The organism is Solibacillus sp. GQ1, from assembly GCF_059758555.1.
Genome location: NZ_JCAXEX010000002.1, coordinates 233,547 through 249,834 on the forward strand (window position 1 = coordinate 233,547; position 16,288 = coordinate 249,834).

Here is a 16,288-nt window from a genome sequence, read left to right on the forward strand (position 1 = left end):
ATGTCTAGCAAAGTAGAAAGAAATAAACAAAAGCAAAATCGCCTGAAATCAAAGATACAATCGATGCCGAATAAGACAGCGATCATTATATCCATACACATTCTAATCCTGATTGCCGTTATTTTCATTCAAGATTTGGATTACAGTGCAAAAGTATCCCTTTTTGCATTTTTATCAGCGATGACGTTATGGGTGACAACGAAATTTTCAGCAGGCTGGGTGGCAATGACCCTTATTGCATTTATAATTTTAATGAATGCGGCAGAGCCTGATTTATTGTACAACTCATTATCCGAGAAAGTCGTGTGGCTTATGATCGGCGCGTTTATTATCGGGGAAGCCGTTAAAAAATCAGGGCTGGCCGAGCGACTGACGCTGTTCATCTTAAGTAAATCGAATAAAAAAGAAAATGTCGTGCTTGGACTAAGTTCGGTATTGTTTGCATCGGCCTTCTTTATCCCTTCAACATCAGGGCGAGCAGCATTGTCGATGCCGATTATTAAGCAAATCAGCGAGAAATTTTCTTCTAAAGAACAAAGTATTTTGGCGATTATTGCACCGGTAATCATTTTAATGAGTACATCGGCGACTTTAATCGGAGCAGGTTCCCATTTAATCGGCATCGGCTTTCTGGAAAATACGGCCGGTGAATCGATTTCCTACATCCAGTGGTTAATATGGGGTGTTCCGTTTGCACTTGTTGTAACATTGCTTTCATTAATCGTCATCAAATGGACATTGTGGCCGCGGGGTAGTGTAGAGAAATTGGAAAGTATTGAAACGATTCCTGTAACAAAACCTTTTGGAAAAGATGAAAAAAAGACAATGGTTCTCATATTATTTTTAATCATCGGCTGGATGACGGAAAGCCTCCACGGGTTGGATATTGAACTGATTACAGTAATCGGTGCCATTCTTTTCATGATGCCAAACTTCGGAATTATCAGCTGGAAACAAGGAATGAATGCCGTTTCATGGAATCTTGTGATGTTTGTTGCTGCAGCGACCGCGCTCGGCAAAGTATTGGTCGATACGGGCATTGTGGAATGGATAGAAAGTGAAATGATCAGCGTGTTGCATCTGTTTGTCGGTGCACCGGACTGGCTGATCGTATTAATGATCCTAACGATTACCGTAACAAGTCATCTGTATATTACTTCCCATACGACACGTGCCATAGTCTTCATTCCAGGACTGATCTTGTTCAGTGAGTTAATCGGCGTAAACCCCTCAACTGTCGTGTTTTTAAGTTTAATCGGGATGAACTATTGTGTAACGGTGCCGGTCAGCTCAAAAGCATTGCTGCTGTTTTATGAGGAGGGGGATATTTCCTATGATGCGCGGAATCTCGTAAAGCTTAGCGCCATTTTAATGCCCCTATATATATTCATCATCATGCTTTTCTACTTTACTTTTTGGCAATGGACAGGCATGCATTTATAAAGTTAGTGTCAATTTTCTATTTGAGGGAATTGGCACTTTTTATCTGCATTTTGCACGATTCCTAGCCTTTATTAACTAAAAGTTTTAAATTTAATAATTGTTCAGAAAATAAAGATTGTTTTTATTATTACCCTGTTATAATATAAAGTTTATTAAATAACTAGGAATTAAAAGCGGAGGCATTTAGCATGAAAAAATTACTATCAATCGTTACATTATCAGCGCTCGTTTTAGCAGCATGTGGTGGCGATAAATCAGAAGAAAACGCAAGCGAGGCAAAAAATAAATTAGAGGAAATCCAGGCAGACGGAAAAATTCAAATCGGTCTTGAAGGAACATTCCCTCCATTCAGCTTCCATGATGAATCAGGAGCATTAACAGGCTTTGAATATGAAATTGCTGATCAGATTGCAAAAGACCTAGGTGTTGAAGCTGAGTATGTTGAAACAAAATGGGATTCATTAATTGCGGGTTTAGATACAGATAAATACGATTTCGTAATTAACAACGTATCGATTACAGATGAGCGTAAAGAAAAGTATGATTTCTCAACGCCATATATGAAATCAGAAGCGGTTGTTGCTGTACATACAGATAACACAGAAATTAAAGAGCCGGCTGACATGGACGGCAAAAAATCTTCACAAACAATTACAAGTAACTTTGCCCGCGATGCAGAAGCGCTTGGTGCAGAAGTTGTCGCAACAAATGATCTGATGAGTTCAATCGAGCTTGTTGTACAAGGCCGCGCTGATGGAACAATCCATGACCGCGTGACATTCCTGACATACTTGCAGGAACAGCCGGACACGAAATTGAAAGTACTGGACGGTGCGATCAATTCAACTGATATCGCATTAATTTTAAATAAAGAAAACGATGAGTTCCGTGAGAAGTTAAATGAAATTATTAAAGAACGTACAGAAGACGGTACATTCGAAGCAATTTCGGAAAAATATTTTGGTGAAAATGTTATTTCAAACAACTAATGGAAAGGTCGTTTCGACGGCCTTTTTTACGTGGATTTAACTATAGAAAGGAGTGTTAGTGGATGAGTAGAGAAATGGATATTTTACTTAACTCGATCTGGCCGATTTTAAAAGCAGGACTTCTTGTTACCATTCCGCTATCGCTCATTGCCTTTGCCATAGCATTAGTCATCGCAGTCGTGACGGCACTGGCTAGAATCTCAAACTATAAAGTATTACGCTGGATTTTCGGTACTTACGTCTGGGTATTCCGTGGAACACCATTATTGGTGACATTGTTTATCGTATTCTTCGGTCTTCCGAAATTGGGGATTACCCTTGATGCCTGGACAGCGGCGATTATTACATTCTCACTGAATACAGGCGCCTATGCATCTGAATCGATTCGAGCTTCGATTTTGGCCATCCCAAAAGGACAATGGGAAGCTGCAGAATCTCTCGGTATGACGTATTGGCAAATGATGCGACGAGTTATCGCACCGCAAACCGTCCGAATTTCATTACCATCAGTGGCCAATGATTTTATCGATTTAGTGAAAGGCACATCGTTAGTTGCGAGTATTACTCTAGCGGATCTATTCATGGTCGGACAGCAAATTACCGCACGTACATATGAGCCGCTTATGATTTATTCACTTTGTGCGGTCATCTATTTAATCTTCATTAGTATACTGATGATCATTCAAAGCCGCCTGGAAAAATACGCATCGAAGTATGTGTAGAAGTGTCAGGTGAAGCGCTAGAAGGGAGGGCTTATTATCGTACAATTTCAGCAAATGTCGAAGTTCTTTGGCGAAAACGAGGCATTGAAAAATATTAATTTAACATTTCATGAAGGCGAAACAACGGTTATTTTAGGTCCATCCGGTTCAGGGAAATCAACGCTGTTACGCTGTATCAATTTATTGGAGCGACCTGAAAAAGGGATTCTGACAGTCGGCAACCAAAAAGTTGAACTGAACAAGCCAATCTCTCAAAAGAACCTGCTTTCAATACGCCAAAATACAGCGATGGTATTCCAAAGCTTCAATCTGTTCCCGCATATGAAAGTGCTTGAAAATGTGATGGAAGGGCCGGTTACCGTCTTAAGGAAAGACAAAGGGGCTGCTAAACAAAAGGCACAGCAATTATTGGAGAAGGTTGGCCTGAGTCATAAAACAGACCAGTATCCATCGCAATTATCCGGAGGGCAACAGCAGCGTGTCGCCATCGCAAGAGCATTGGCAATGGAGCCGCAGTTTTTACTGTTCGATGAGCCGACAAGTGCACTGGATCCCGAGCTGGAAGGAGAAGTGCTGAAGGTGCTGAAAAATTTGGCGGAGGAAGGCAAGTCGATGATTATCGTGACGCACAACTTGAATTTTGCGCGCGAAGTGGCAGATCGGATTTTATTTCTCGAAAACGGTGAAATCGGCTATGACGGCGTAACCGAAAACTTCTTTACGGCAAACAACAACGAACGGATTCAACAATTTATAAAATCGATGCAATTTATTTAACTAGGGGGATTCAACATGACAACAGAAAAAACAAATGTAGAGAGCTTTGATTTAGACCATACGAAAGTAGTGGCACCTTATGTGCGACTTGCCGGTACGAAAACAGGAGCGAAAGGCGATGTCGTAACAAAATACGATATCCGTTTCAAACAGCCGAACAAGGCACATATGGAAATGCCGTCACTACACTCTTTAGAGCATTTAATGGCTGACCGTATCCGCAATCATAGCGAAGATGTCGTTGATTTATCGCCAATGGGCTGCCAAACAGGCTTCTACTTGGCATTACTGAACTACAATGACTATGACGGCGTATTAACGATTATTGAAAATACGCTGCAAGATGTGCTGAAGGCAGAGGCTGTTCCAGCATGTAATGAAGTGCAATGCGGCTGGGCGGCAAGCCATAGTTTAGAAGGCGCAAAAGCATTAGCTGAGGAATTTTTAGCAGGCCGCGCCGAGTGGCATATCGTTTTCGGAGAATAATTGATGAAGCAAGTCTTCTGTGAGAATAATCTCGCAGGAGACTTTTTTATTGGAGCAATTGTTTTAAAAGTTCCTGTGAATAGGTTATTAATAAACTAAAGTAACTAAAAGGAGAATTTGAATGAACAATACCTCAACGACTACATTAACAATGAAAAGAGAATTTAATGTAAAGCCTGAAAAAGTGTTTGACGCATGGTTGAATCCTGTAATGATGAAAAAGTGGTTCTTTACATTGGAAGGGACGAACAAGGTTGCACAAAATGACCCAAAAGTAGGGGGCAGTTGGGAAATTGTAGACCACCGGCAAGGTGTAGACTACCGGGCGATCGGGAAGTATGTTGAAATCAATTCGCCTGAAAAAATCGTGTTCACTTTTAAAATGCCGCAATTCAGCGAACTGGAAGATACAATCACAGTGGAGCTGAAAGAGTTGGGACAAGGCAGTGAAATGACGTTCACTCAACTGATCCATGTTGAAAATGAAGAGCAATGGACAGATGCAGACATCGTAAAAGCTCTAGATGAAATGCGAGATGGCACAGAACATGGCTGGAATTTAATGTTCATGGGTCTGAAGGAATTAGTTGAGACCGGAAAAGTGAGCTATCAAGGTTAGGACGTATAATGAAACACAAGGTGGGGGTTATGACCATCCGGTGATTGAATTTTCGGGGAAGATTTTCTAATAAAAGGTTGAATTGTTCTACTATATCTTTATACGGTTCCAGAAGAAGTAGCCGCATCTTCGGAACAACAGCTCATCGCGAAATTTAAATATTAAATCAAAGGCACCGTCTAGTTAGGAGATGCCTCTAACTTATAGGGAGAAAAGTTCGCGAAAAATGGTAAAATAGGCTAAATTGAAGTGGTGTAAATTTGAATTCAGAAGGGGAAGGGTACAATGAAAAGCGCAAAACCATTTTTAATGTTTCAAGGCGGCGTTGCAGAAGAAGCAATGAACTTCTACACATCCGTTATCGAGGACGCAGAAATTACGAGTATTGTCCGCTATGGAGCAAATGAAGGCGGAGATGAAGGGAAAGTTATGCAAGCAACTTTTTCGATAAAAAGTCAGGAATTTATGTGCATTGACAGTAATTTAAAACATGAGTTTGGCTTCACACCGTCATTTTCTATTTTTATTACATGTGATACAGAAGAAGAAATCAATCATCTTTATGAAAAACTGCTTGATGGCGGACATCCGTTAATGCCAATCGGTGATTACGGTTTCAGTAAGAAATTCGGCTGGTTAAATGACCGTTACGGCGTGTCATGGCAGATCAATTTAGCTTAATAAAATGTGCCGGGTGCCATGACTCGATACCCGGCGCTTCATATTCTAATATATTTTAAAGTCTTCTAATAATAAATCCCTTGCGTTCAACGCCAGCTCTTCACCCAACATTCTGATAAAGCATCCCGCCAAATGCCCGATTTCTCACCATAATCTTCAGCAAGCCATAGCCTAAAAGCGCACCCGCAAACGAACTCATCATAAATGCCGGGACAAAACCGAACAGTGCCGCTTCCTGACCTAAAAATAAAATCGCAATCGGATAAGTAGCCAACGCACCGAGCAACCCTGTCCCAATCACTTCACCTACCGCTGCAAACGCCAACTTCTTCGTTTTCGCAAACAAAAATGCAGCGAGAAGTGCGCCAATCATACTCCCCGGATAGGCAAAGATACTGCCTGTCCCCATCAAATTTCTTAACGTCGATGTAAGAAACGCCTGTAATACCGCATACCATGGACCGAGCAGTACCGCCGATACGACATTGGCAAAGTGCTGAATCGGAAAAATTTTTGCAAAACCTAATGGGATATACACCAAACTGCTGAGAATCGTCGTAATCGCTGCGATAATCGCGGAATATGTAAGTTTTCTCGTTTTATTCATTTCTACCATCCTTTATAATAATTTTTGCAACAAAAAAAACCACTTTCAATTAAGAAAGTGGTATCGTAGCCTATACAAAAATAAAAATAGGGGATCGACACTACTTTCCTACGCTAGTATTACCTAGATCAGGTGCAAAGGGTACTTCTCAGCCAAAAGGCGCCCCTAGTAGTTTTATGAGCAGATCATCTGCTTCCAATATTGGGTTAATTTCACAATTATCATAACACGGCCGTTTCATTATGCAAATGCATTTTCTAAATTTGATTCCTTTGACCGAGAAAAACTACTGCTCATACCCGCCGCCATAATTACCGGGTTGGGCATGTTGCCAAGGGTTTGGCGGACCGATGAAAGTATTCGGTCTGACAGGAGCAATTGCCTGCTGCCATAAATTTTCGTTCATGCCATACGTATGGGCCATAATATTTGCTGGTGTCAGCTTAAGGAGGTCGGAACCTAAAATGACTTCCGGTGTCGGAGCATTAAAAATGGCAAGCAGATGCGTGTTGTTTTGCGTAGCGACTTCGTAATGCCACCACCCTTGAGGAACGTTCGCTACTTGACCGGGGCTAATCGGAAAATGCATCAGCTGTTTCGTAAACGGATTCAAAATCGAAACAATCGCACTCCCTGTAATACAGTAAACAAGTTCCGCCGCATTTTGGTGATAGTGCGGTTCAATCACATTATTGGCGCTAAGATATATATCAAGCAGCGATATATTATCAAGCGTATTTAACTGGTTGCCGCCCATTACATTAATAAAATTTTGCTGGTCTTTAACGAATAACGGGTTTTTATTAAGGTCGAATGTAAACTGGGATTGCACTGATGTATAATCTTGATTCGGGTTCAATAGTTCACCTCTTTTTTATTGTAGTTAAAATATGCAATAATTTACCAGTGTGTGCCTATGTCGTTAGTAGCCATCCATTTAAAAATACACATACAACGCATTGATTAATGTGAAAATTAAAATAAACAGGGTGGCACCACATACAATAATTTCTGTAAAGTGGACGAACATGACTCTTTCATAACTTAACTCAGCTTTACGAAAACCAAAGAAATTCCCATGACTGATAATATAAATAAACGTACTCACGACCATTAAGGAAGACATTAAAAACGAAATCGTTGGCAAAGAAGTAACGTAGCGCGAGTTGCCCCCTGTTTCCATATAGAGCGGAATATCCAACCTCTTGCTTAACACAAAACTGACAATGACCAGGATGTAGATAATAAGCGAAATATTAAAGGGATGTTTGCGGTAATCGATCAGATCAAGCATCATTTTTGTCTTCCCTTTATACTCCCAGTCCTTATTGTCTTCTACTCTGTCACCATTCAACATGTAAATAATACCGGCTATTACAAGCCCCGAAAATAAATACCATTCCAGCATCGTAAAAAACAGCGTCCAGTTATAAAACGGTGCGATCACAAGCGGTAGAACAACAAGTCCACTCAACCATTTATTAACTGGCTGATTAGCAGTAAGCCATTCGTTTAGAGCATGCCGTTTATCTTTTGTATGTGCTTTTTCCTGTTCCCGGTAACTGAAGATTTGATTCATTACAAAAGTGCATCCTACCAGTACTAACCCGATTCCGAAAGTAAGATAAGAAGCTTTCGGATAAATCACGACCTCATCATAATTAAGGATGATCCAGTTCCCGCATAGGGCAGTGATCAATATCCCAGTAAGCATCATATATGAAGATAAGTTTCTCATCCGTACACCTCCATTGTTCTATTCTACGTCGATTGGATGGAAATAGTTTCAAATAAATCAGGAGGCATTCAAACGCTTCTAATAACGACCTGCATCGTTCTAATAAACAAAAAAATGTTCCAATAAAAGTGCGATGCCAATAAATCAGTGAGTTGTTCTAATAAACAGCCGACATCTTCAATTAAAGGACACCGATGTTCTTATACCCCGCCGACATTTTCTAATAACCGCCCTAACTATTCTAATAAAATCACAAAACAAAAAAGCGATCGCACAAATAGAACCGATAGAACCGTCTCCTACTGTGCAGTCGCTTTCTTCAAAATAAGCTGCAGTATTTCATTGGCACAAATCGCATCCGCATCGGCTGTATGATGGTTAAGAAGCGGGATGTTATACGTTTCGGCAATGACATTTAAATTATTTCTCGGACTGTCCAAATATTTGCGCGCAAGCAGTACCGTACAGGCTGCCGGATTCGTTGGACGAATGCCATTTCGGAAAAACTCGAGTGCGAGGAAGCTGTACCAGTCAAACCCGATATGGTGACTGACAATCGGCAAATCACCTAAAAAATCTTTAAAGGCGTGAATGACAGGGGAGATCGTTTGCTCACCTTTCACCCGTTCATTAGTAATCCCGTGAATATGCGAATTTTTAATCAGTTTTTCCGGATTCACAAAGCGGTGAAAAAGGTCCACCGTTTCTCCGTTGCGAATTTTTAGTGCAGCAATCTCCACGATTTTATCACCTCTAGCAGCAGAGCCACCCGTCGTTTCAATATCGACGACGATATATTCGGGTGCATGCTCCAACAGTTCCACCATTTCCGCAACCTTCAAGCGCGGGCTATACGTTGTAATAAACTTTCTTAAATACTGCGCGGCAAGCTTCGTATTGTAATAATGGCCATAGCGCGTCCGGGCAATATAGCCGTGCTGTTCCAGTTCATCAATTGCCTCTGTCGGATAGCTTGCGGCCAATGCTTCACGTTTGGCAAAGCCCACAATCGAGCACGTAATCAGGATGCGGATATGCAGCCATTCGATGTTCATAAACTTCACCTCTTAATTGGAACATTTGTTCTATAATTGAACCATATATGAAGTAAATAATAAATAAAAAAGCTGACCACAACCGAAACAACGAGCGATGGTCAGCCTATCACTTATTCAGAAAACGGATTCGGCACTGGTTGCAGACGTTCTTGGACTTTCTTCGCTACGACCGTTTTTCCTTTTGAAGGAACGGTATTTGGTATCGAAGATCTTGCTTCGAGGTCTTCCCAGAAATCCGCATTTTTAATCCCTAACACTAGCGGGTTGAACGTTGGGTTAAGCCCCAAGCGTTTTTGCGTATCGTAATCTTTCAGTGCGGTTAAAGCGGTTTTCGAAAGCAGCACGATCGTAATGACGTTCACCCAGCCGAGCAAACCTACTCCTAAATCAGTAATCGCCCAAATAAGGGTAGCCGAATTCACTGCGCCGAAAATAACCATGCCTAAAAGTCCGAGGCGGGCAGCATGCGTAATGATTTTCCCTGCTTTGCCGATATTAAGCGTTTCTTTAATGAAGGCAATGTTTGTATCCATTTTGTAGAAGTACGTAATTAACGTAGTAAAACAGAACAGGAATAATGAAATTGTCATAAAGTACTGACCGAATGTCGGAGAGATCAGTGTACTCATTGCCGACTGTGTATAAATTTCAGGGTTAGCACCTGGAATGTTCGATACGATGGCCTCGCCTGCACTTGGCGCAACATTGTACATACCTGTAATTAAAATCATAAAGGCTGTCGCTGTACAGATTAGAAACGTATCGATGTAAATAGAAAATGCCTGTACTAAACCTTGTTTGGCAGGGTGCGAAACACTCGTTGCACCGGATTCAAACGTTTCCGTACCTAACCCGGCAGCACTTGAGAATACACCACGCTGTACACCCATTGCGATGGCTGTACCGACCAGACCTGCAAATGTAGCATTCAAGTTAAGCGCACTTGTCACAATCAATGAAAACATCGCCGGAATTTCAGAAATGTTAATAACTAATAATGCGATACAAATTGTCACGTATGCTAATGCCATGAACGGAACTAAATATTCCGAAACAGTGGCGATTCGCTTTACCCCACCGTAAATGATTACGGCCATTAATGCAGCAAGCAGTAGACCTGTTACAAGTGGGGGAACATTGAATGATTCCTGAACCGTTAAAGCAATCGTGTTCGCCTGTACTGTCGGCCATAAAATACCGATAACGATAATTAAAATCGTCGCTGAAATAATGGAAAACCATTTTAAATTCAAGCCTTTGTAAATATAAAACGGTGTTCCGCCGCGGTATTCACCTTCGATTTTACTTTTGAAAATTTGAGAAAGGGTAATTTCAATAAATGAAGTGGCTGCACCTAAAAATCCCATAACCCACATCCAGAAAACTGCACCAGGACCACCGAGGCTGATGGCTGCTGCAACACCGACAATATTACCTGTACCAATACGGCTTCCTAATGACATCGCTAATGCCTGGAAAGAAGAAATGCCGGCACTGTCATGATTTTTCTCAAACAGCAATGTGATCATATCTTTAAAACGTCTTACTTGAACGAATCGAGTTCTCAACGTAAAAATGAGACCGACCGCCAAAAATAAAAATACTAACGCATTACTCCAAACATATTTATTCAAAAAATTAACGATTTCCAACATTCATGAACCACGTCCTTTATTTTATTTTCTAAGTAAAACTGTAATGCACGTTTTTATGTATAGCTTTTTTCTGTTATCTGAAAAAAGTATTATTACTGTAATTAACACAAACAAGCGCTTGTTAAACAAAATTCTTTCGGGCTTGTAGTAATTTTTATGGGATTCAAAGCTTGGGAATGTTTTAGTAGCAGGTATTTAACGGTGTTCTACATTAACAGAAAAAAATAATATTCACAGGAAAAACGAATAAATTCCATAATCTTTTGTGCAGTAATTCCATATTCCTATCGCTCTCTATATCCAAGAATGTTTTTCTGGCAAAATATTTACACAATGATAGCTTCTCTACAGGTCAGTAATGAATTGATAAGACTACATAATAGAGGAGAGGAAGTTCATGTTTATTCCTTTATTTGGATTTAATTAACGCAGTTTTCCTTATAAATTGTTCAAAAATGCCGAATATTACTTCTTTAAATCAGCACTAAACTAAAACTTAGGTCTTTCTATTGGAATGTTTGAATGTCTCTTGACGTTGTAAAATGTTAGGCCTATCATTGCTAATAGAATCAATTGATAATGATTATCATTATTGATTGTTGATTCTAATAAGAAATCAAGCTGTCTATACATAACTGTAAACGAAAGGAAGTGTTGAAGTGAACTTTCAGGAGTTAAGAGGGAAAGTTGCTCTTGTGACAGGCGGAGCCCAGGGAATTGGCGCAAGCCTTGTCAAAAGCTTGGCTACATTAGGAGTAAAAGTTGCTGTAATCGATTATAACGAGGAGAAATTGAGAAGCCATGTGAATGGTTTAATAGAGCAGGACCACGAAGTTTTCGCCTTTCCTGCAGATGTCGGGGATAGTAACGCCATTGATGCAGTTGTAGAGAAAGTGGAAAACGAAATCGGGTCAATCGAAATGCTCGTCAATGTAGCAGGTGCATTGGCTACAGGTCCGGTCGAATCATGTACTGACCGTGACTGGGCAAGGATTTTTTCAATTAATACGACAGGTGTGTTTTATGTTTCAAGAGCGGTAAGCCGTTATATGATTCAAAGAAAAGCAGGTTCAATTGTAACAGTCGGATCAAATGCCGCAAGTGTACCGAGAATTTCTATGGCGGCCTATGCAGCATCAAAGGCGGCAACGGTCATGTTTACAAAATGTCTCGGTTTAGAGCTGGCAGAGCATAATATACGCTGCAATATCGTTTCACCAGGCTCGACCGATACGGACATGCAACGTTCGATGTGGTCCGATGATCATGGAGCTGAAGTTATGATTAAAGGAATGCCTGAAACGTATAAAGTAGGGATTCCGCTGAAAAAGATTGCACAACCGGACAATATTGTCGGCGCTATCCTGTTTTTCCTGTCCGTGCACTCAAGCCATATTACGATGAGCAATCTTGTCGTGGATGGCGGCGCAACATTGGGAGCGAGCTAAGTCTGTCTTTTGAATTCAGAGTAGTGAAACGAAAAGGAGCGGTAATATGGTAAGCAAACAAAAAGCACTAATCGAACATGAACTTTTAGATGAGTATGAAGTTGGTGATTTTTTCATTGAAACACCAAAAAGAACGATATTAGGCAAAGGTGTATTCATGCACGTGCCAGCGGGTGAACCACTTCAAAACCAGATGGAAGGATTGTCCGATAGAGTGGCGAGCGCGTTGAAGAAAGCCAAAGAACAAGGACATCCACGACCTGTCGTAGCGGGCGCGGTGCCATTTGATTACTATAAAAAGGCTTGTTTACTTGTTCCGGAATCTATCCAAATCGCACCATCATTGCAGCAGGAGGAAAGGGCAGTGACCGCTTCAGCATCTGTTACTGTTAATCGGCTCGTATCCAATCCATCACCAGAGCACTATAAGCAGGGTGTCATACAAGGGATTGAAAGAATAAAAAACGGCGAACTCGATAAAATTGTACTGGCACGTTCACTGGAAGTAAGTCTCAATAAGCCGATCGACCTTCCGCAGCTGTTACGAAATCTTGCGTATCAAAACAAACATGGATATACGTTTGCAGCACCGATTGAATACGGAAATCAAAAGGCTTCGCTCATCGGGGCTAGTCCGGAGCTGCTTGTTTCAAGACAAGGGATGTACGCCATCGCGAATCCATTGGCAGGTTCAAGACCTAGAAGTGAAGATCCGGTAGAGAACCAAAGACGTGCAGAGGAACTGCTTTCTTCTCCAAAGGATTTACATGAGCATGCGGTCGTAGTGGAAGCAGTCGTCAAGGGATTGCGTCCATTACTAAAAACGATCGAAGTCCCGGAAAAACCGTCAGTCGTGTATACGGAAACGATGATGCATCTTTCGACTGTCATTAAAGGAGAGCTCCTGGAAGCGGATATCTCATCGTTGGATTTAGCCATTGCCCTGCAACCTACACCAGCTGTTTGTGGCGCACCAACGGAAAAGGCAAGACAGGCAATCACAGAAATTGAACCGTTTGACCGAGGCTTCTTTACAGGCACAATCGGTTGGTGTGATGCTGAAGGCGACGGGGAATGGGTTGTGACGATTCGCTGCGCAGAGGCAAATGGCGATTCATTACGATTATTTGCGGGAGCAGGCGTTGTGAGCGAATCGAAGCCTGAAGAAGAATTGGCTGAGACGGGTGCGAAATTCCAGACAATGCTTCGCGCAATGGGTATCGATACAGAGCAGCTGAAGGATATTTAACGACTATTTATATGAAATACAACAGGGTTCACCAACAAAGAAAAAGGAGTGATTTAGATGGCTATTCCAGCGATCTCATCATATAAAATGCCAAAAGAAAGCAATCTTCCAAAAAATAAAGTAGGTTGGGAAGTCGATCCCAACAAGTCTGTCCTACTCATTCATGATATGCAGCAATATTTTATCGATTATTATGAGAAGGATTCATCATTAGTTCGTGAAATGATCGCCAACATAAAAGCAATCAGAAAACAATGCGATGAACTTGGCATTCCAGTTGTCTATACGGCGCAATCGGGAAATCAAAAACCAGAGGATCGCGCATTACTGACTGATTTTTGGGGAACAGGACTAAAAGACGATCCGAATATTACAAAAGTGATCGATGAATTGGCGCCAGGCAAGGCCGATATCGTATTGAAAAAATGGCGCTACAGTGCATTTAAAAAATCTAATTTACTGGAAATGATGAATGAACAAGGCCGAGATCAGTTAATCATTTGCGGGGTTTACGCCCATATCGGTTGCCTCATGACTGCTGGAGAAGCTTTCATGTCGGACATTAAGCCTTTTTTCATTGCCGATGCGGTAGCTGATTTTACACAAGATGAGCACGAAATGGCGATCAACTATGTGGCAGGACGCTGTGGGGCAGTTTATTCTACAGCACAAATTATGGATCAGCTAAAGCGTGAGACATCTGCAGAAGCAGAGCTCGTATAAGAATGAACAGGTGGTGAAAATTTTCGCCGCCTGTTTTTTGCGTTCAAATGGAAGCAAGTTTTTTTGAAGAATAAACAGGGAATTGGTTACCGACAATGTTTTTAGAAAAAAGGAGATGAAGTAGATGACAAATTCGGTGCCAAAGGAAGAAGGAATTGACCACAGCTTGAATCTTCTGAGAGAAGGCTATTTGTATATTTTAAATAGAAGACAAAGCTTTCATTCCGATCTGTTCGAAACACGATTGCTTGGAAAAAAGGCGGTCTGTATGGGCGGAAAGGAAGCGGCCGACCTTTTTTACGATAACAGTAAGTTTAAAAGGGCAGGCGTTGCACCAAACCGTGTTGCCGAAACATTATTCGGCAAAAAGGGTGTTCAGACACTGGATGGAGATACCCATAAGCACCGGAAAAAGATGTTTATGTCCATAATGTCCCAGGACAGACTTAAAAAACTGAATGAAATTGCCGCGAAGCAGTGGGACACGGCTTTAACTAAATGGCAGGAGATGGACGACGTTGTTCTTTACGAGGAAGCGCTGGAAATTATGTGCCGTACTGCTTGTGAGTGGGCGGGGGTACCGGTGGAAGACAAGGACATGAAAAAGCTCGCCGACGATTTTAGATCGATGTTTGAATCGGCGACGGCAATCGGACCATCGCACTGGGCTGGCAGACATGCACGAAACCGGGTGGAAAAGTGGATGGGGAACCTCATCGACCAAGTGCGCGAGGGGAAATTGAATCCCGAAGAAGGTACAGCACTGTATACGTTTTCAATGCATCGTGATTTGGAAGGGAATCTTCTTGATCAGGAGGTCGCTTCTGTAGAAGTAATCAATATATTAAGGCCGATTGTAGCGATTGCGGTCTATATTACTTTTTCAGCATTGGCTGCACATCATTATCCGGAAGAGCGGAAGAAACTTCAATCCGGCAACGAAAAAAATACACAGATGTTTGTGCAGGAGGTGCGCCGTTTTTATCCATTCTTCCCTTTTGCCGCTGCGGAAGTAAAAACAGATTTTACATGGAAGGATTATACGTTTGAAAAGGGTACATTAACTTTATTGGATTTATACGGAACGAATCATGATACGAATATTTGGGGGAATCCCGAAGTGTTTCAGCCGAGCCGTTTTGAAAACTGGGATGGCAGTCCGTTCAGCTTTATTCCGCAAGGTGGCGGCGATTACTATTTAGGCCATCGCTGTGCGGGGGAATGGGTGACGATTGAGATGATGAAAGTGAGTCTGGATTTCCTAGTTAACCAAATGACATACGATGTTCCGGAACAGGATTTAAGCTACAGCAAAGTAAGTATTCCAAGCTTGCCTAAAAGCAAAGTAGTAATTAATAATGTTCAGCGAGTATAAGATGAATGGATTAAGCCTGTAACCTTTTACTTGGTTACAGGCTTTTTAAATGCTAATTCGTTAAATCAATTTTCTCATATGTTCCAACCTTTTCCCTGAAAAACGTTTCAATTTGTGCCCACTGAACGTGCGTCACGTTTTCCAAGGAATCCTCCAAACAGACAGCTGCACTGTAACCAGGTGCAAGGAAAAAAGGTATGGTACGGGCTTTTACACATGAGGCGGGGTGATGAATCGATCCATCTTGCCGAATCGTTGCCTCTATTAAAGAATCGTGTAAACCAAACCCTTTATATTTCCCGTAACTTTCCTTAGCAGTCCAGAGGGCATAGAATGCTTCCTGTTCAAGAAGCTTATAGAAGTGATTCTCCTCTTCGCTCCACAATGTTTGAAAGAGAGAGAAGTCCCTTGTTACCTGCTGTTCCACATCAATTCCAACCGGAAAATCACTAATGGCACATGCTACATAACTTCCGGAATGGGAGAGATTGAAGTGAAGGTCTTGTCCTAGTTGGTATTTACCGTTTGAATCTTTGGTAAAGCGAATTTCAGACAATTCCATTTCGTAAGTCGTCACCAACATCATCTTCGTCAGTAAATGGGCACAAACCGTCCGCAACTGATCTTCCTTTTTCCGCATGCGTCCAATACGCTGCACCACGTCGTTTTCCAAAAAGGGAAGATAACGTTGCCAATCAGTAGGCATCTCGTTGATCTT

The 16,288-nt window shown here is 41.5% G+C and carries 16 protein-coding genes, 1 pseudogene and 1 riboswitch; of the genes and pseudogenes, 11 read left to right on the forward strand and 6 right to left on the reverse strand.

Annotation, left to right across the window (positions count from 1 at the left end; translation table 11 throughout):
* The 7 genes from AC6CH1_RS13540 to AC6CH1_RS13570 all read left to right on the forward strand — a co-directional run bounded on the left by AC6CH1_RS13540 (position 1) and on the right by AC6CH1_RS13570 (position 5,717).
* Positions 1–1,443, forward strand: a complete 1,443-nt coding sequence (locus AC6CH1_RS13540; protein ID WP_498317987.1) for an SLC13 family permease — start codon at positions 1–3, stop codon at positions 1,441–1,443.
* Between the two features lie 188 nt (positions 1,444–1,631).
* Positions 1,632–2,432: a transporter substrate-binding domain-containing protein gene (locus tag AC6CH1_RS13545; RefSeq protein ID WP_079524307.1), complete on the forward strand. Its 801-nt coding sequence runs from the start codon at positions 1,632–1,634 to the stop codon at positions 2,430–2,432.
* A gap of 62 nt (positions 2,433–2,494) precedes the next feature.
* Complete coding sequence (locus AC6CH1_RS13550; protein WP_251690177.1) at positions 2,495–3,154, forward strand: amino acid ABC transporter permease; 660 nt, start codon at positions 2,495–2,497, stop codon at positions 3,152–3,154.
* 36 nt (positions 3,155–3,190) lie between these two features.
* Positions 3,191–3,931, forward strand: a complete 741-nt coding sequence (locus AC6CH1_RS13555) for an amino acid ABC transporter ATP-binding protein (protein WP_251690450.1) — start codon at positions 3,191–3,193, stop codon at positions 3,929–3,931.
* A gap of 15 nt (positions 3,932–3,946) precedes the next feature.
* Positions 3,947–4,417: an S-ribosylhomocysteine lyase gene (locus AC6CH1_RS13560; RefSeq protein WP_251690176.1), complete on the forward strand. Its 471-nt coding sequence runs from the start codon at positions 3,947–3,949 to the stop codon at positions 4,415–4,417.
* A 121-nt stretch (positions 4,418–4,538) separates the two neighbouring features.
* Positions 4,539–5,036, forward strand: coding sequence for an SRPBCC family protein (locus tag AC6CH1_RS13565; protein WP_498317990.1), 498 nt, complete (start codon positions 4,539–4,541; stop codon positions 5,034–5,036).
* Positions 5,037–5,321: 285 nt separating this feature from the next.
* A complete protein-coding gene (locus AC6CH1_RS13570; protein WP_498317991.1) occupies positions 5,322–5,717 on the forward strand; it encodes a VOC family protein in 396 nt (131 codons plus the stop codon).
* 100 nt (positions 5,718–5,817) lie between these two features.
* On the opposite strand, the gene thiW is transcribed toward AC6CH1_RS13570, so the two are convergent.
* The 5 genes from thiW to AC6CH1_RS13595 form a co-directional block, all read right to left on the reverse strand.
* A complete protein-coding gene (gene thiW, locus AC6CH1_RS13575) occupies positions 5,818–6,324 on the reverse strand; it encodes an energy coupling factor transporter S component ThiW (protein ID WP_498317993.1) in 507 nt (168 codons plus the stop codon).
* An 88-nt stretch (positions 6,325–6,412) separates the two neighbouring features.
* Positions 6,413–6,501: riboswitch (TPP riboswitch) on the reverse strand.
* Positions 6,502–6,610: 109 nt separating this feature from the next.
* Positions 6,611–7,183 (reverse strand): cupin domain-containing protein, encoded by a 573-nt coding sequence (locus AC6CH1_RS13580; protein ID WP_498317995.1) that lies wholly within the window; start codon positions 7,181–7,183, stop codon positions 6,611–6,613.
* Between the two features lie 78 nt (positions 7,184–7,261).
* Positions 7,262–8,062: a nucleotidyltransferase gene (locus tag AC6CH1_RS13585; RefSeq protein WP_498317997.1), complete on the reverse strand. Its 801-nt coding sequence runs from the start codon at positions 8,060–8,062 to the stop codon at positions 7,262–7,264.
* Positions 8,063–8,361: 299 nt separating this feature from the next.
* On the reverse strand, positions 8,362–9,117 hold the full coding sequence (locus AC6CH1_RS13590) for a 3'-5' exonuclease (RefSeq protein WP_498317998.1): 756 nt from the start codon (positions 9,115–9,117) through the stop codon (positions 8,362–8,364).
* A 113-nt stretch (positions 9,118–9,230) separates the two neighbouring features.
* Positions 9,231–10,775: an alanine/glycine:cation symporter family protein gene (locus AC6CH1_RS13595; RefSeq protein WP_498317999.1), complete on the reverse strand. Its 1,545-nt coding sequence runs from the start codon at positions 10,773–10,775 to the stop codon at positions 9,231–9,233.
* Positions 10,776–11,434: 659 nt separating this feature from the next.
* Here AC6CH1_RS13595 and AC6CH1_RS13600 point away from each other — a divergent pair.
* From AC6CH1_RS13600 to cypC, 4 genes and pseudogenes are all read left to right on the forward strand, one after another.
* The gene (locus tag AC6CH1_RS13600) at positions 11,435–12,223 is read left to right on the forward strand and encodes a 2,3-dihydro-2,3-dihydroxybenzoate dehydrogenase (RefSeq protein ID WP_498318001.1); all 789 of its coding nucleotides are present in this window, start codon (positions 11,435–11,437) and stop codon (positions 12,221–12,223) included.
* 46 nt (positions 12,224–12,269) lie between these two features.
* Positions 12,270–13,472, forward strand: a complete 1,203-nt coding sequence (dhbC, locus tag AC6CH1_RS13605) for an isochorismate synthase DhbC (protein WP_251690168.1) — start codon at positions 12,270–12,272, stop codon at positions 13,470–13,472.
* A gap of 57 nt (positions 13,473–13,529) precedes the next feature.
* Positions 13,530–14,162 (forward strand): annotated as a pseudogene (locus AC6CH1_RS13610) (isochorismatase family protein); the annotation flags it as partial.
* A gap of 157 nt (positions 14,163–14,319) precedes the next feature.
* Entirely contained in the window at positions 14,320–15,570 is a 1,251-nt protein-coding gene (gene cypC, locus AC6CH1_RS13615; RefSeq protein WP_498318003.1) for a CYP152 family fatty-acid peroxygenase CypC, read from the forward strand.
* A gap of 52 nt (positions 15,571–15,622) precedes the next feature.
* Here cypC and AC6CH1_RS13620 read toward each other — a convergent pair whose 3' ends face one another.
* Positions 15,623–16,276, reverse strand: a complete 654-nt coding sequence (locus AC6CH1_RS13620; RefSeq protein WP_427712142.1) for a 4'-phosphopantetheinyl transferase family protein — start codon at positions 16,274–16,276, stop codon at positions 15,623–15,625.
* Positions 16,277–16,288 lie beyond the last annotated feature (12 nt).